Genomic DNA, 16,645 nt, shown 5'->3' with positions numbered 1-16,645 from the left:
CGAAGGGACGTGCCAACAATCTGGAGGACTGAGGATGAACAGATATTGCATGATCGTCGCAAGTGGCGCGCTTGTCGCTGTCTCGGCGCTGGCGGCGCAAGCCGACTGTGCGGCAGAGATCGCCAAACTGGACAGCGCCGCATCAACCCCGGCGGAGGGCATTTCCAAGGACGGCTCTCTGGCCCCGATGCAGGACGGATCGGCCACGCAGGGGCAACAGGCAGCGGCCAGCCCGGAAAAGCCAGCCTCGGACGGGGTCGCAAAGGACGGCACGCTTGCTCCGCTGGAAGGCCAGGGGAATGCCGACAAGACCAACCAGGCCATGTCCGCGGACGATGCCCAGGCGCAGCAAGAGGGCAAGCCCACGGCAGCCGCCGAAGCGACCCAGGGAATGGCACCGGACGCATCGCTGGCAGAGGCGCGCGCAGCTTTGGCCGCAGGCGATGAGGAAGCGTGCATGAAGGCGCTGGAGGCTGCGAAAGCCGGTTGAGGACGATCGAAGGCCGCAAGATGCCGCGGCCCCCATCCGTTCAGCGAAAGGCGAACAGGTCTTCGTCGGAGTCGCTTTTCCCGGCTATCCGTGCAGCAACGATCTGGGCCGCGATCATCGAGAACGTGACGCCGTTCCCGCCGAACCCCATCACCGCATGGGCGTTCCGAAAGCCCGGAACACGGTCGATGATGGGAAGGCCATCCGTCGTGTTGCCGAAAGGCGCGGCCCAGACATAGGCGGGCGCGCCGATCTCGACCCCGCAAACCGCGCGCAGCTTGGCGGCGATGCGCTTGGCACTTGCCTGCATCCGCGTCCGGTCGCGGTAGGCCTCGGGCGCGTCGCTGTCTTCACCGCCCGCGATGATCCTGCCGTCACGCGCGGTCCTGAAGTAAAGATAGGGGTCGGCAGCTTCCCAGACCAGCATTCCGTCCAGCCAACCCGGCCGCGCCACGCGGGGATGACTGGCCAGCGCCCAGGTCGAGGTGATGCGGTGCGACCTGCTTTCCATCATCGGCAGGAACTCATAGCCGGTGCAGAAGACCGCTTGCCCCGCCGTCAGCATGCTGCCCTCGGCGGTCGCCAGCGCCACGCCGTCGCATGTTTCGGCCAGATCGGTAATCTCGCAGGGCGAGACAATTTCGGCGCCGCGTCCTGCCGCGACCTTCAGCAGCGCCGCCGTCAACTGGGCGGGATTGGCCGAGGCCGAGGCCTGCGACAGGATCGCGGCCGTCCGGTCGATCCGGAAGCGCCGGCCAAGCTCGGCTTGGTCAAGGTATTCGCTGGCGATCCCGGCGTCCTGCCGGGCCTCGAATTCGCTGCGCATGGCGCGCTGGCCCATCTCGTCCCCGGCCAGATACAGTGCCGATTTCGCCTGCATGTCGCATTCGATTCCAAGACGCCCCGCAAGCGCCTGCAGATCCTTCACCGCCCGGACAGAGCGTCGCCATGCGCGCACCGCCTTGTCCGGCCCGATCTGCCGGGCCAGCCGATGCAACGGAACGTCGATTTCGTGCTGGATCATCGCGGTCGAGGCAAGGCTTGATCCCCGCACCGGAACCCTGCGGTCAAGGATCAGGATGCGACGCTTCTGCCGGGAAAGCGCCTCGGCCATCAGCGCGCCGCTGATCCCGGTGCCGACGATGATGACATCCCATGCCTTCGCGGAAGGCGTCGGGATCGAGGGCGCGGTTATCGCCCTCGTCGCGGCCCAGAAGGGCTTGTCGAGATGCAGGCGACGCTTTCTCGTGCGGACAGGTTCGGCGGCCACGATCAGGCAAGATCCCGCAGGTTTGCCTCGCGGTCCCAATAGCGCAAGGTTGCGGCCTTGGGCAGATCCGCAAGGTTCACGACGCCTTTGTCCGGCTTGACCCCGGCCCGATCCAGCAGCGGCTTCGCCCCTTCGTCATGGCCGATCGCCTTGAGATGGGCAAAGGCATCGGCGACGAAGCCGACGGCGGCGCTGTCCGCTGCCAGCCGCTTTGCGGCTGCGTCGGTCAGGACCAGCGCGACCGCATCGAAAAGCCATGACGGCGAACCGGCCAATTGCCCGTCGGCCTTCATCCTGCCGCCCGCCAGATCCAGCCCGCCCACTTTCGGCGCGATGGTAAAGGGGGTTCCGCCCGCCTTTTCGATGGCCCCGATCAGGGCATCCAGCGCCGCCTTGTCCGAGCCCTCGTCGAACAGGATGCCGACCTTGCGGCCCTTCAGCGTGGCGTTCCACCGCTTCTGGATCGACAGCGCGTCGCTGGGGGCAAGATCGATCGCCGGGCGTGCCGGGACCGCGGCTTTCGGCAGATCCATCGCCAGCCCCTTGGCAACGCGTTCGGCCAGACCTTCATCGACGTTGCGCAGCTGCGACAGCACCCGCAGCCGGATGTGATCCAGCCCGACCTTGGACAGCTCGAAGGTGATGGCCGAGGCGATATGGGCCTGCTCGTTCTGGGTCTGCGAGTTCCAGAACAGGCGCGGCTGGCTGTAATGGTCGGCAAAGCTCTCGGCGCGCACCCTCAGCTTTTCGCCCGCGACCGGCTGCGGCGCGGTGCGAAACCCGTCCTCGCGCGGGCGCGGGCCGGGGTCTTCGCCCGCCTCGTCCAGACTGTTCGGCTCGTAATTCGCGCGCCCCTTGGGCATATGGGTCTGCATCATCCCGTCGCGCATCATGTTGGCATAGGGACATTTCGGCGCATTCACCGGGATCTGGTGGAAATTCGTCGTCCCCAGCCGCGATTTCTGCGTGTCGAGATAGGAGAACAGCCGCCCCTGCAGCAGCGGATCATCCGAGAAGTCGATCCCCGGCACCACGTTCGAGGGCAGGAAGGCCAGCTGCTCGTTCTCGGCGAAGTGGTTGTCGGGATTGCGGTCCAGCACCATGCGCCCGATCACGCGCAGGGGCACCACTTCCTCGGGGATGATCTTGGTCGCGTCGAGCACGTCATAGGGCAGGCTGTCGGCCAGTTCCGCATCGAAGCTTTGGATCGCAAGGTCGTATTCGGGGTAATTCCCCGCGGCGATCGCCTCCCACAGGTCGCGGCGGTGATAGTCATTGTCGCCGCCCTGCAACTTGGCGCTTTCGTCCCAGACCAGCGATTGTGTCCCCAGTCGGGGCCGCCAGTGGAACTTGACGAAGCTTTCGACCCCATCGGCATTGACCAGCTTGAAGGTGTGGATGCCAAAGCCCTGCATCATCCGATAGCTGCGCGGGATGCCGCGGTCGGACATGGCCCAGATGACGGTATGCAGGGTCTCGGGCATCAGCGAGACAAAATCCCAGAACGTGTCATGGGCCGAGGCGGCCTGCGGAAAGCCACGGTCGGCCTCCATCTTCACGGAATGGACGAGGTCGGGGAACTTGATCGCGTCCTGGATGAAGAAGACCGGGATATTGTTGCCGACCAGATCCCAGTTGCCCTCGTCGGTATAGAACTTCGTGGCAAAGCCGCGCACGTCGCGGGGCGTATCGACCGAGCCTGCGCCGCCCGCGACGGTGGAAAAGCGCACGATCGTCTCGGTCCGCTTGCCCTTTTTCGAAAACAGGCTGGCGCGGCTCAGTTCCGGGATCGGATCGGTGCATTCGAAATAGCCATGCGCGACCGAGCCGCGGGCATGGACGATGCGTTCGGGGATGCGCTCATGGTCGAAATGAAAGATCTTTTCGCGCAGAATGAAGTCTTCCAGAAGCGTCGGGCCGCGCGCCCCCGCCCGCAGGCTGTTCTGGTTGTCCGAGATTGGCGTGCCGTGGTTGGTCGTCAGCGCGGGTGTGTCGCCGCGGCCGATCTGCTGGGTCTCGCCGCCTTCGCCGGTGGTGCGGTCATAGGGATTTGCCATCTTCCTGCCTTCCGATTTGGGTGGGTAGGGGCGAGCGACGGCCCGTGGCCCGCCCGGATCAGTGATCGACGCGCGGCTGCGCATCTTCGACATCGCTTCGTCGTTCTGCCGGACCTTGGCGGTGAAGCCGACAGGCCCAAGGCACACCGCCGCTTGCCCGATGCAGGCCAAAACGTCTTCGGGGGGGCATTGTTCCAGCCGACGCGTACGGGGTTGGCCCAACGCGATGGCAGGCGGTCGGGAATCAGTCCTTGCCCGCCACCATTGCTTTGCGGGGTCGGGGCAGGGGTGTAGAATGAGGTGCATGTTGAGCAAGGGGAGCGCGCGATGAGCACGACCTTCAACGTTCACAAACCCTCGGCCTACGATCAGTTGATGGGTCGCTGGAGCCGACAGCTTGCACCGCAGTTCATCGAGTTTGCTGGCGTGGCCGATGGCGAGACGGTGCTGGACGTCGGTTGCGGCACGGGCAGCCTGACCTTTGCGCTGACGGATATTCCCTTCTTGTCCAGGATCGAGGCGATCGACATTTCGCCGGTTTTCGTCGAGGCGCTGCGGACACGGAATATCGACGCGCGGGTGGCGGTGCAGCAGGGCGATGCGCAATCGCTTCCTTTCCAGGATCGCGCGTTCGATCGCGTGTTCGCGCTGCTTGTGCTGCATTTCGTTCCGGATGCCGACAAGGCGATCGCCGAAATGCGCCGCGTTGCCCGGCCCGGCGGTACGGTGGCCGCAGCAGTCTGGGACCACGCGGGCGGCATGCCCGTGATGCGCATGCTTGTCGATTCCATCGCGGCCATCATTCCCAAGGCAGAGGCGTTCCGCACCCGGTTCTGCTTTCAGCCGATGACGCAACCGGGTGAACTTGAGCGTGTCTTCATGTCAGGCGGCTTGCAGGACGTTCAGGAGACCGAGTTGACGATCCGGATGAACTATCGGGACTTCGACGATTTCTGGACGCCGATCGCTGCCGGAGAAGGCCCGTTCGGGGCGCTGATCGACAGCCTGTCGGAGACAGAGCGCCAGCAAGCGGCAACAACCATGCGCGCGGCATATGAAGCCGGACGGCCTGACGGGCCACGTTCATTTACCAGCACGGCCTGGGCCTGCAGGGGGCTGGTTCCCTGAGAAGCCGGGCCACGCGCGCTTGATCGATGATGAAACCAGGGCCACCGCGACCGCATTTGGTGGTGCATCCCAAGGGATGCCCGATCCGAAACGCAGGAGCGTCAAATTGCATCAGAACAGCACCGCAAGCCCTGACGACAGCAAGGATTGCGCCGTCATCGGCTGTGGACCGGCAGGGTTGACCGCGGCCATCTATCTTGCCCGTTTCCTGAGAAGCGTTTCGGTCTTCGACGGTGGAGCAAGCCGTGCGTCCTGGATCCCGAAATCGCACAATCACGCAGGCTATCCGGATGGAATTGCGGGGGATGAACTGCTTGCGCGCATGCGCAGGCAAGCCGGGCAATTTGGCGCGAAATTCATCCAGGAGCGTGTCACATCGATCTCGCGCCGGGGTAATGGCTTCCTGCTTGGCCACGAAACCGGCGAGGCGAGGTTCAGGACGGTCTTGCTGGCAACCGGTGTCGTCAATCGCCGGCCGCCAATCGACGACGCCATTCATCAGGCGGCGATGGATGCCGGTTTCCTGCGCTACTGCCCGGTCTGCGATGCCTATGAGGCGAGATGCACGAAGATTGCGGTGCTTGGCGCGGATGGCGTCGGTGTTGCCGAGGCCATGTTCCTTCGACGGTATTCGGATTGCGTCACCTTGCTGACCCTCAAGGAAAGCGCGCTTCAGCCGGCCCATCAGGATGCGTTGGCAAAAGCCGGCATCAAGGCCCTGGCGTCGCCCGTCACCGGGTTCGATTTTTCGTCGGGCGCCGCAGTTACCCTGGCGAATGGCGAACAACTGCAATTCGACACGCTTTACCCCGCCCTTGGGTCGGATCCGAATAACGACCTTGCCCTTTCGCTTGGGCTGGTGGTTTCCGGGGACAGGTGCCTGGTTGCGGACAAGCACCAGCGTCTGGGCATCAAGGGCCTTTACGCCGCTGGCGACATTCTGGCGGCTCTTGACCAGATCAGCGTTGCCATGGGGCAGGCGGCAATCGCAGCCACCACCATGCACAACGACTTGCGCGACGCAGACGATCAGACCTGGAAACCCGTCTAGGCGACCGGTTTCGCGCATCGCCGGACCCCGACGGCCGCCAGCGGCGTTATTGTGTTCAAGATACGCTGAACCCCTGATCCGGACATATGCCATGACCCGCGCGACCATCGCTTTCGGATGTCTTGCCGTCATCGCCCTTTCCTCTTGCGCTCCGCCGGTGGAACGCTGCGAGGCAAGGGTCTCATCAGAATATGCGCAGGTTTCCCGGCTACTGGCCGAGGTGCAGGGGAACCTGTCCCGTGGCTACGCCTGGCAGAACGAGATCAGGGATGGCGGTGGTTTCAGCTTCTGCGCGGGCGGGTATAATGGCGACTACGGTGGCTGGGGATGGGGCGGCGTGGGCCTTGGCACCTGCTACGGCGGGACGGACGTCGTGCGCACGCGCGTGCCGATCGACCCCGCCGCTGAGATGCGCAAACGCGACGCGCTGCAAAAGCGGCTGGACGCGCTTGCTGCGCAGGGCCCCGCCGAATGCGCCGCGCGTTACGGCCAGGCGCAATAAGGCCCGCAGCCATTGCATGAGTGCAACGTGACGCTGCATCTGCTAGGCTATGGGCAGAGGACGGTTCGGCCCGGCAGGTTTGCGGGCGGCGCCGGGGTCTCCGGCTGACGCCTCGCCCGATACCGGGCCCTCCAGAAAGGGAGGATGCAGGCATGACCCGAGAGACGATTGGAAATCCGCTAAGCTGGAGCGTGCAGAGGCTGGCCGGTGTCGGACGCGGTGCCGGCGCGGCGGTGGACGGGATCGGCAGCCACGACATCACCCTGCCCGAGATCAGAGAGATCGGCCTTGGCGATATCCGGGCCGCGCTTCGCAAGGGGATCGAGGATTTCGCCGCGCTGCGCACCGACGTCCTGACCGCGGTGGTGCTTTATCCGGTGATCGGCTTCGCCCTTGCCGTCTGGGCGCTGAATGCGGGGCAGGTTCAACTGCTTTTCCCGCTGGTCGCAGGCTTTCCGCTGGTGGGACCGGTCGCGGGGATCGGCCTTTACGAGATGAGCCGGCGCCGTGAACGGGGCGAGGATGTCAGCTGGACCGCCGCGCTGGCCGCGCTGACGGGCCGGGTGCTGGGGCCGGTGCTGTCGCTGGGCTGCCTTCTTGCGGTGATCTTCGCGCTGTGGATTTTCACCGCTCACGCAATCTGGTCCGTCACCCTTGGACCCGAGCCCTATGACAGCCTTCTGCTTTTCCTGCGCGCAACCCTTACCACCAGCGCGGGTTGGATGATGATCGTGGTCGGATGCGGAGTGGGCTTTCTTTTCGCTGCCCTCGTGCTTTGCGTCAGCCTGGTGTCATTCCCGATGCTGATCGACCGCCCGGTGGGCATGCCGGTGGCGATGGCCACCTCGCTTGCCGTCGTTCGCCGCAATCCGGTGGCGACGGCGCTTTGGGGTCTGATCGTTGCCGCCTTGCTGATCCTGGGAATGATCCCGCTTTTCGTGGGGCTGATCGTCGTGCTGCCCGTCCTGGGCCACGCGACATGGCATCTTTACCGCCGGGCCGTGGTCTAGCGGCATCATCCGGCGGGGTGCGGGCCGCAAGTCGGCTTGCCGTTCCGGCAACCGTCCTGCGGTCCGTCGCCCCCACCCAAGTCGCTTTTTCTTTAGCCATTTTCGCGGGTTGCCCTTTTATAGAACCCGATCAGGAACCACATCGAAACCAGCCCATATCAGATGCGAGGACGTCGGATGATCCGGAACCTTTCTTTCGTCGCGTTGCTTTTCTGCGCTGCGGCGGGAACGGCAATGGCAGATAACAGGCCGCTGACCGCCGGCCATATCCAGGAGGCCGCGATCATGGGCCTTAACCCGCAGGTCTTCAGTCGCGTGGAAATTGCGCAGGTCGCCGGTGAACCGACGTGGCGCGACCGCCGCGACCGGATCCGCCTTATCCTTCAGAAGAAGGCCAAGGCGGGAGAGGACATCTCGAACCCGTTCACCTCAAGCAGATGGCAAGGGGTTGATGGCGGGATTGCGCAAAGCCGATAGGATTTGAAGGCGGGTCCGATGGTTGGCCAAGGCAAACCGCCGGCCATCGGGCACTCGGCCCGCGCCGCTGCCGCTATAGGATGAAGTCCGAGGCCGACAGATCGATCGACTTCGCGATCTCGATCGAGAAGTCGGCAACGCCGTCGCCGTTGACATCGCCATGCACAAAGGTCGCATTGGCCGTGCGCACCCAGCGCAGTTCGCCCGCATGATGGCTGAACGCGTCGTCATCGATGAAGGTGAAGGCCTGGTTTCCCGCCACCCGCGTATTCGCATCGATGGCCCCCAGGTTGATCTTGTCATGCTGGGCCGAACTGAAGTCCACGATGACATCTCGCCCGGCCGCGGCGGGCTGGGATTCGGCGATGCTGAGAAAGACAAAGACATCCGCGCCCGCGCCGCCGGCCAAGGTGTCGGCCCCCGCGCCACCGGTCAGGGTGTCGTTGTCGGCGCCGCCTTCAAGCCGGTCGCGATCCGCACCGCCGACCAGCCTGTCGGCGCCCGCCTCTCCGTATAGGCTGTCACTGCCGGGACCGCCATTCAGGCTGTCCGCGCCGGTGCCACCGCCCATCCAGTCGTTGCCGACCCCGCCCAGCAGGGTGTCGTTCCCGGCCTCGCCATACAGGACGTCATTGCCGTTGCCGCCGTCCAGCGTGTCGTTTCCATCGCCCCCGAACAGGGTATCGGGCGCGTCGCCCCCGGAGAGAAGGTCGTTGCCGGCCTCTCCGTAAAGGGTGTCAGAGCCCGCCCCGCCATAGGCCCGGTCGTTCCCGCTGCCGGTATAGAGCACGTCGTTTCCGGCGTCTCCGATCAGCAGGTCCGCGGAGGCGCCCCCGTAAAGCGAGTCGTTCCCCTGCTGCCCGTTCAGCGTGTCCGCGCCGATATCGCCATAAAGCACGTCATTGCCATCCCCGCCCAGCAACTGGTTGTTGCCCGCCTCGCCCAGCAGGGTGTCGGCGCCGGCACCCCCGGACAGCACGTCATTGCCAGCGCCGCCGAACAGCTTGTCATTGCCCGCGCCGCCTTGCAGCGTGTCGTGCCCGCCATAACCCGCCAGCGTGTCGCCGCCCGCGGTTCCCACCACAAGGTCGTTCCCGCTGAGCAGAAGCTGGCTGAAGGTCTGGTTGTTGAAGGACCGGAAAGCATGGGCGAGGCTTGCGGCCGGGACGGAAAGCGACGTGGCCTCGAACAACGTCACCCCACCCGACACGATCCGCAGCGACGTTACCGTGCCGGCCTTCATCGCGCCCACGCCGCTGCCGGAATAGGCCAGGTTGGTCCCGCCCAGCACGGCGTAATCCGTCGCGCTGTCGAACAGGCGCAGGGAACCGGGTTGCTGGCTGACTTTGGAATAGTCCAGGACCGTTGACCAAGGGATCGCGGTCATGTTCCGCGCGAACCCGGCCGCGGTGTTCAGAATGAATTTGGCCATGACAAACGACTTTTCGACAATCCGAAGTTGCAGGAAGATGGGGTGCCCCACCCGTTATTCAAGCGCCGGAGCCGGCCTGTGGTTCCGATACCATTGGGTCAGTTGCCCGATCGGCAGGGGTGGGGCGTAAAGGAAACCCTGCGCATGTTCACAGCCGATCCCTCGTAGGAACTCAGCCTGTGCCGCGGTTTCGACCCCTTCGGCGATCACGTCCAGCCCGACCGATCCGGCCATCGTGACCGCCCATTCGATGATCCTTTCGCCCCTGACCGTGCCTGACAGTTCCCGCAGCAGGTTGCGATCAAGCTTGAGACGGTCGAAATCGTATTTCCCCAGCGTGACCAGATTGCCGTAGCCCGCGCCGAAATCGTCCAGCACGATCGAAATTCCCATCCCGTGCAGGGCCGCGATGGAGGCTGCCGCCGTGGCTTCGTCGCATAGGCAGATGCCTTCGGTGATCTCCAGTTCCAGGCGCCGGGGCGGGAACCCCGATGCCGCGAGGATCAAGGCGACACGCTTGGGAAAGCCGGGGTCCAGCATCTGGATGGCCGAGACATTGACGGCCAGTCGAACGGTGTCGGGCAGGTCCAGGGCGGCGATCTCGGCCACGGCGGTTTCGATGACCCAGGCCCCGATCTCGCCGATCAGGCCGGCTTCTTCGGCGACCGGGATGAACCTCTCCGGCTCGACCTCGCCCAGAACCGGGCTGTGCCAGCGGGCAAGCGCCTCGAACCCCGAGACGGTTCCATCCGCAAGCCGAAGCTGGGGCTGGAACCGGACGCTCAACTGGCGCTGGCTGAGCGCAAGGCCAAGCTCGGCCCCGATGCGCTGGCGGTCCCTGATGCTTTCGCGCGCGCAGCCCTTGGCCGGAATGTTGCCCGTTTCGTCCTGCAATTCGCGCGCCTCCGTGCGTCGGTCCATTCAGTTCCGGCTGCGGGCGGCGATCCCGTCGCGCGCAGACTTGACCGCGTAAAGCAGCCGATCCGCCTTGGCGAGAAGTTCGGCATGGTCCCAGAAGGACTCGCTGGCCATCGAGACGCCAAGGCTGATGCCGACGCTTGCCGTTTCGCCATTAATGCCCACGACGATCGGCTGCCGGACCGCTTCGGCCAGTCGGCTGGCCATCTGGTCCGCATCGCTTCTGTCGTCGCAGACCATCAGGATGGCGAATTCGTCACCGGCCCATCGCGCCACCACATCATCGGCGCGGACGCAATTCGTCAGCCGCGTGGCAATTTCCCGCAGAACCTTGTCCCCCGCGGCATGGCCGTGGATGTCGTTTACCGGCTTGAACAGATCGAGATCACCAAACAGCAGCGCAAGATCGCTTCGGCGCTCGGCTAGCAGGTGACCCAGCCGCTTGTTGAACCCGGCACGGTTCAGCAGGCCGGTCAGCGGATCGGTCTCGGCCTCGTCGATCAGGGCCAGATGGCGGGCATAGGCGTGCGAGGCGTCCTGAAAGACGATCACGCCCCCCATGGTATCGCCCTCGGTATCCTTGACGATCGAGGCCGATTTTGTCACCGGCAAAAGCCCGCCTGACCGGGTGCGCAGCATGGCTTGCGGCAGGTCAGCCGTCGCGATTTCCGCCGGATCGGGGTCGAACAGCTTCATCGGTTCGCCATCGGCGGTGACGACCGGAAAGACCCGCGCAAGATCGCTGCCATAGGCGTTTTCCGCATCCCAGCCCGTGATCCGCTGCGCCGAAGGGTTCATCCACGAAATGCGGTCCTGATTGTCGGTCGCGATGACGCCGTCGCCCACCGCATCGAAGGTGGCTTGCAGGATCTGGCGCTGGCGGTGGACCTCTCGCAGGGCCTGCACCAGCCGGTTCTTGTTCAGGTAAAGCTCCAGCAGGACGGAAACCTTGGACAGCAATATCTGCTCGTTCACCGGCTTCTGGACATAGTCGATCGCGCCGGACATGTAGCCCCGGATCTGGCTGACCTCGTCCGAATTCGACGCGGTCAGAAAGACAATGGGCGTTTCCGCCGAGAACGGGTTGTCGCGTAGGTATTCCGCGACTTCGAACCCGTCCATCTCGGGCATCTGCACATCCAGCAGGATCAGGGCGAATTGCAGGTCAAGCGCCAGCGACAGCGCCTCGTTGCCGGATTGCGCGACCACGATATCGGCATCGACATTGCGCAGCAGTGTCCGCATCGCGATCAGGTTGGCGGGGATATCGTCCACCAACAGGATCTTGGGGCGATCGACCGGCTCGGCCAGGTACTTTCCGGGGATACTCGTCATGCTTCGTCACTCTTCTTGTCATGCCATTGCAAGGATCGGCCCGCGGGGGGGGCGAAGTGGCCGATAGATGCGGTTGCACCCTTGCTCTTTCACGAAACCGGGCCCCGCTCCGATCGGGGTCTCGCGGCTGCCCAGACACAGGAACCCGCCGCGCGCCAGCGAATCCTGAAACAGGTTGAACACCTGCAATTGCAGATCGTCGCCGAAATAGATCAGGACATTCCGGCAGAAGATCAGGTTAGCCTCGCAAAAGACGCCGTCCGTCGCAAGGTTGTGCTCGACGAAAGTCACGTTGTCCATCAGCGCGGGATCAAAGCGGAACCCGTCGCCCGACATGCGAAGATGCGAGGTCAGCAGGCCCGCGCCGCCACTTTCGCGATACCTGCGCTCGACCGTCTCGAACTGGTTCAGGGGAATTTTGGCTCCGCCCCGGGCAGCATTCAGCCGCGCGCCGGATATGTCGCTGGCAAAGATCCGGGCGCGGGAATACAGCCCGGCCTCTTTCAGCAGGACCGCCAGCGAAAAGACCTCCTGCCCGCCGGCGCATCCCGCATGCCAGATGGTGATGCTGGAAAAGCTGCTGAGCAGCGAAAAGATGCGGGTCTTGACCTCGGCAAAGGTTTCGGGTTCGCGGAAATAGTCGCTGACCGAGATCGTCAGGTTTTCGATCACGAAATCGATCCGGTCGGGATTGGCCAGGATCCAGTCCCGCAATTCCGCGAAATCGGCCAGACGAAGCTTGGTGCAAAGATAGCGCATCCGGCCTTCAAGTGGTCGGTGCCGATAGCCGCGGAAATCATAGCCGAACCTTTCGAACACGGCCCGGGTGATTTCGGCGACCTCATTTTCCATTCGGAAGATGCTCGCGGATCATCGTCAGCAGCTTCGGCACCTCGACCGGCTTGGTCATGTAATCGGTCGCGCCCGCCGCAAGGCACTTGTCGCGGTCGTCCTTCATCGCCTTGGCGGTCAGGGCAATGATCGGCAGTTGCTTCCATTCGCCGCCGCGCTTGCGGATCTCGGTCATCGCCTCATAGCCGTCCATGTTCGGCATCATCATGTCCATCAGGACGATCTGGACGCCGGGATTTGCCTCCAGTTCGGCCAGCGCCTTGATGCCGTCCTGCGCCAGGATCACGTCCATGCCCTTGCCGCGCAGGACCTTGGCCAAGGCATAGATATTGCGCATGTCGTCATCGACCAGCAGCACCTTGCCCGAGATGCTGGCGGTTTCCGGTCTTGCCGGGGCGGGGGCTGCGACAGGTGGGGCCGATCCGTTCGGCGCGGGACGCGGTTGCCCCTTCAGGAACTGCTCGACCTCGTCCAGCAGGCGCTTTTGCGAATGCTCGCCCTTCAGGACGATGCTGTCGGTAAAGGCGCGCAGACGCAGGGTTTCGTCCGGCGACAGGTCGCGGGCCGAATAGATGACGACGGGTGCGCGTTCGGCGCGGGCGTACATCTTGTCCAGCAGTTCGAACCCCGTGACGTCGGGCAGGCCGATATCCAGGATGACGCAGCCAAAGCTGCGCGCGGCCATCAGGCTCAGCGCGTCCTCTCCGGTCATGGCCGAGACGACCTCGATGCCCGCGCGGGACAGAAGCTGCGAGATGGCGACCTGGGTGCCGGGATCGTCCTCGATCACCAGGACCGCGCTTCGATCCTGTGTCGTAACGCTGTTGCCGGGATTGTCGCCGCCGTTCAGGACGGGCTTGCGGACCGGCATTGCCGGTTCCGGCGCGGCCTCGGTCGTCCCGTCACCGGCTTGCAGGGGCAGGGTCATGTGGAAGGTCGAGCCTTCGCCCTCGACGCTGCTGACCACCAGCTCGCCGCCCAAAAGCTGGACAAGCTGGCGCGAGATCGCAAGGCCAAGGCCGGTGCCGCCAAACTGCCGGCGCGTGCTGCCATCGACCTGCTCGAACGGACGGAAGATCGCCTGCAGCTTGTCGCCCGGAATGCCGATCCCGGTATCGGTCACGCGCAACGACAGGACCTGCCCATTGTCCTGCGAGGAAACGTCGACCTTGACCGAGCCTTCGGCGGTGAATTTCAGCGCATTCCCGATCAGGTTGTTCGCAATCTGCTCCAGCTTGCCACCGTCGGTCCAGATCTGGGTCGGCAGGTCCGGGGCGAAATGCAGCGTGAATTCCAGCCCCTTCTGTTCCGCAAGCGGGCGGAAGGTACGTTCCAGCGTGTGGCAGAAGGCCGCCGGGGAAACGCGTTCGCGGCTGGTTTCCAGCTTGCCCGCCTCGATCTTGGAGAGGTCCAGGATGTCGTTGATCAGGCGCAGCAGGCTGACGCCGCTGGTATGAATGACCGATGCCGCTTCAACCTGTTCCTTGTCCAGGTTGCCCTGGTCATTCTCGGCCAGGTCCTGGGCAAGGATCAGCATGCTGTTCAGGGGCGTGCGCAGTTCATGCGACATATTGGCAAGGAAGCGCGACTTGTACTGGTTCGCGCGTTCGACCTCTTCCGCGCGCGAGATCGCCTCCTGTCGGGACTCGATCAGCTTCTGCCCTTGAAGCGCCAGTTCGTCGCTGCGGCGTTCCAATTCGTCATTGGTGGCCTGCAGGGCCTCTTGCTGGGCGCGAAGTTCTTCCTCGGCGGCCTGCAGCTCTTCGGTCTGGCGCTGGCTTTGCTCAAGCAGCTCGCGGGTGCGCAGGACGCGGCGCAGGTTTTCAAGGGGCAGGGCGACGATGCCCGGCGCGTCCTCGACGATGCGGCGGCGGACATCATCGGGTGTGTCGACCATCGCGAATTCCATGACGCCGATCAGACGGTCCTGCACCAGCACCGGCACGACAAGGACCAGCGCCGGCGTTCCCTCCCCCGTGCCGGAATGGATCCTGACATAGTCATCGGGGACCGGGGACAGCATGATCGCCTTGCGTTCCAGCGCGCATTGGCCGACCAGCCCTTCGCCCAGCTTATAGCTTGTCGCGACGTGCCGCCGTTCCCGAAAGCCATAGCTGGCGTAAAGGTTCAGCGTCTGGCTGGCTTCGTCAAAGGCGAAGAAGACGCCGACCCCGGCCTTGATATGGGGGGCCAGGGTTTGCAGCGCGGCATCGGCGAAATCCTTCAGCGTCTTTTGGCGCTGGATGATCTGCGAAAGCTCGGTCAGCGCCTCGCGCGCCTGCAGGTCCGCGCTGCGTTCCGTCGCAAGGTTGCGAAAGATCAGCAGCGAGCGGCTCATCGCGCCGATTTCGTCGGGGCGGTCCTGAAAGGGCACGGCCTCGGCGCGGTCGTCATTGGCCAGCCGGTGCATCGTCACCGCCAGCCGTTTCAGCGGCGCGCCGATGCGCTTGTACAGCACCAGATAGGCCAGAAGCGCGGCCAGCGCGACGCAGACCGCCGCGATGATGCTGGCCGTGCGCAGCCATTCGATGGCGTCGTTGCGCTTTTCCCGCGCCTCGTCCAACTGGCCTTCGACCAGCCCGTCCAGCCGATCAAAGGATTCCCGCGGGAAGCTGTCGATCCGTTCGGTCACGTTGGTGGTCAGGAAATAGGACAGGGCCTGTGCGCGCGCGCCGGGGGTCACGGTCCCCTCGATGCGCGTCAGCAGCGGAATCGCCCTTTCGTTCATCCATTGGGTTGCCGCGACCTGGATCGCAACCGCGTCCGCAACCGCCTGCGCGTCAAGGCCGGGCAGGCGCAGCAGCCTTTCGACCGCCGTCAGCGTTTCCTGATGGGCCTTGTCGAATTTCTCGCGCGATTCATCGGTTCCGCGCGACAGGGTGTCCACTAGAGCCAGTTCACGGGCAAGGATCGCGCGTTCGACCGCCTCGATCGCGGTCAGGCTGGCCGTCAGGTCGCGCACCTCGTTCTGGGCCGAAGACAGGTGCCGGGTTCCGATATTGACGACAAAAGTCACCACTGCGACGATCAGCAGGAAACTCAGCATCACCGCGGCGAGTTGAGACCCAAGCGAGAAGCCAATCGTGCGGTTCGTCAAAATCTTTCCTCCACCCGCGGGGAATTGATGGGACCGGTTAACAATCAAACGGTGTTTCTTCTTAGCCCAGAACATCCGAAAGGTTAGTCGGAAAAAATGACCGCAGCGAATAAACTGCCGCCATGCAGTGGATTGGACATGCAGCGCGCTGCAATCGGCGCGTGAACATGTCCTTAATGCCACAATCTTTCCACATTGTGCTTTCCCAAGGGTGAGGCCCGGTGCCGGGCTTGCTAATGTCAGCAACGGTTACGCAAGGAGACAAGATGACGGCTCGGGATGTTCGCGATCGTGGCATGGGGCGAAAGACTGGGCGTCGTCTTGCAATGTTGGGTAAGTGCCGCCTTGTGCTGGCGCTGGCCCTGACGGCAGCGGTTGCAAGCGGGTGCAGCACCGATCCGCAGACCTTCGGCCTGACGCGCAGCCAGATCGAGGAGCGCTCTCCCTTTGTCGCGGTTCCGACCAGTCAGGCATGGGTGAATGCCGCCAATACCCGCAGCGTGCTTCAGCGCAATCTGGGGGCCGAGACCGAGCAGAAGATCGGGCTGTCCAATGCGTCCGGCGTTTCTGGCGACAACATTATCCTGCTGCGGACGCGGGCGGGGTCATCGAACTTGGGCAGGCTGCGTTTCGAGGATCTGGTCGCCCGTTTCGGGGGCTTGCCCCATCCCTTCACCAATCTCGGCTCTGGCGATCTGCTTGAGGCCCAGGATGAGATCGGAACCTATTTCTGGACCGGCCAGAGCGTCGGTGAAAGCACCAACTGCATCCTTGGGATCCGCCGCGTGGACGGAGGGATGCGCCAGTTGCCGGGCGGGGCGGGCATCATGGACATCATCGTTCGAAATTGCGTCAACGGTAGCCAGCAAGACGCGCTGGCGCCGCTTCTGGCCAACAGCATCGGCATCGCGCCGGGGGCTGGGGGCGCCGATGGCGTCAGCCGGATGCTGTCGCCGCTGGCAGCCCCCACCGGCAACCTGACGCCCAGGACGACGACCGGAGGGCAGCGGTGATGAAGGGTCATGG

14 protein-coding genes are annotated in these 16,645 nt (G+C 64.3%); 7 read left to right on the top strand and 7 right to left on the bottom strand.

The features are described 5' to 3' along the window. The first annotated feature begins 34 nt into the window (after nt 1-34). Nucleotides 35-490 (top strand): hypothetical protein, encoded by a 456-nt coding sequence (locus RM190_RS10545; protein ID WP_311759395.1) that lies wholly within the window; start codon nt 35-37, stop codon nt 488-490. A 40-nt stretch (nt 491-530) separates the two neighbouring features. Here the strand turns inward: RM190_RS10545 and RM190_RS10540 are convergent, their stop codons facing one another. After that, on the bottom strand, nt 531-1,760 hold the full coding sequence (locus RM190_RS10540) for an NAD(P)/FAD-dependent oxidoreductase (protein WP_311759394.1): 1,230 nt from the start codon (nt 1,758-1,760) through the stop codon (nt 531-533). A gap of 2 nt (nt 1,761-1,762) precedes the next feature. Further along, entirely contained in the window at nt 1,763-3,817 is a 2,055-nt protein-coding gene (locus RM190_RS10535) for a catalase (RefSeq protein ID WP_311759393.1), read from the bottom strand. A gap of 327 nt (nt 3,818-4,144) precedes the next feature. On the opposite strand from RM190_RS10535, the gene RM190_RS10530 reads away from it, so the two are divergent. The 5 genes from RM190_RS10530 (at nt 4,145) to RM190_RS10510 (ending at nt 7,985) form a co-directional block, all read left to right on the top strand. Then, nucleotides 4,145-4,945: a class I SAM-dependent methyltransferase gene (locus RM190_RS10530; protein WP_311759392.1), complete on the top strand. Its 801-nt coding sequence runs from the start codon at nt 4,145-4,147 to the stop codon at nt 4,943-4,945. Between the two features lie 106 nt (nt 4,946-5,051). After that, nucleotides 5,052-5,996 (top strand): NAD(P)/FAD-dependent oxidoreductase, encoded by a 945-nt coding sequence (locus RM190_RS10525; RefSeq protein ID WP_311759391.1) that lies wholly within the window; start codon nt 5,052-5,054, stop codon nt 5,994-5,996. 91 nt (nt 5,997-6,087) lie between these two features. After that, nucleotides 6,088-6,498 (top strand): hypothetical protein, encoded by a 411-nt coding sequence (locus tag RM190_RS10520; protein ID WP_311759390.1) that lies wholly within the window; start codon nt 6,088-6,090, stop codon nt 6,496-6,498. A 152-nt stretch (nt 6,499-6,650) separates the two neighbouring features. Further along, entirely contained in the window at nt 6,651-7,508 is an 858-nt protein-coding gene (locus tag RM190_RS10515; RefSeq protein ID WP_311759389.1) for a DUF2189 domain-containing protein, read from the top strand. 234 nt (nt 7,509-7,742) lie between these two features. Beyond that, nucleotides 7,743-7,985 (top strand): hypothetical protein, encoded by a 243-nt coding sequence (locus tag RM190_RS10510; protein ID WP_311759388.1) that lies wholly within the window; start codon nt 7,743-7,745, stop codon nt 7,983-7,985. Nucleotides 7,986-8,058: 73 nt separating this feature from the next. Here RM190_RS10510 and RM190_RS10505 read toward each other — a convergent pair whose 3' ends face one another. Genes RM190_RS10505 through RM190_RS10485 form a run of 5 tightly spaced genes read right to left on the bottom strand, consistent with a single transcriptional unit; the run spans nt 8,059 to nt 15,619 of the window. After that, nucleotides 8,059-9,417 carry a calcium-binding protein gene (locus tag RM190_RS10505; RefSeq protein WP_311759387.1) on the bottom strand — a complete coding sequence of 453 codons (1,359 nt, stop codon included), beginning with the start codon at nt 9,415-9,417 and terminating at the stop codon, nt 8,059-8,061. A 54-nt stretch (nt 9,418-9,471) separates the two neighbouring features. After that, nucleotides 9,472-10,338, bottom strand: a complete 867-nt coding sequence (locus tag RM190_RS10500) for an EAL domain-containing protein (protein WP_311759386.1) — start codon at nt 10,336-10,338, stop codon at nt 9,472-9,474. Then, on the bottom strand, nt 10,339-11,670 hold the full coding sequence (locus tag RM190_RS10495) for a diguanylate cyclase domain-containing protein (protein WP_311759385.1): 1,332 nt from the start codon (nt 11,668-11,670) through the stop codon (nt 10,339-10,341). A gap of 18 nt (nt 11,671-11,688) precedes the next feature. Next, nucleotides 11,689-12,522, bottom strand: a complete 834-nt coding sequence (locus RM190_RS10490) for a CheR family methyltransferase (protein ID WP_311759384.1) — start codon at nt 12,520-12,522, stop codon at nt 11,689-11,691. Next, a complete protein-coding gene (locus RM190_RS10485; RefSeq protein WP_311759383.1) occupies nt 12,512-15,619 on the bottom strand; it encodes a hybrid sensor histidine kinase/response regulator in 3,108 nt (1,035 codons plus the stop codon). The genes RM190_RS10490 and RM190_RS10485 overlap by 11 nt, the downstream gene beginning before the upstream one ends. A 266-nt stretch (nt 15,620-15,885) precedes the next feature. Between RM190_RS10485 and RM190_RS10480 the strand changes: the two genes are divergently transcribed. Continuing rightward, a complete protein-coding gene (locus tag RM190_RS10480) occupies nt 15,886-16,632 on the top strand; it encodes a hypothetical protein (RefSeq protein ID WP_311759382.1) in 747 nt (248 codons plus the stop codon). Nucleotides 16,633-16,645: the final 13 nt, after the last annotated feature.

Origin of the sequence: Paracoccus broussonetiae, assembly GCF_031854425.1 — a bacterium.
In the GTDB taxonomy this organism is placed as follows: domain Bacteria; phylum Pseudomonadota; class Alphaproteobacteria; order Rhodobacterales; family Rhodobacteraceae; genus Paracoccus; species Paracoccus broussonetiae.
The sequence above is the reverse complement of the archived record's forward strand: the minus strand, read 5'-3'. Positions and strand labels throughout refer to the sequence as shown.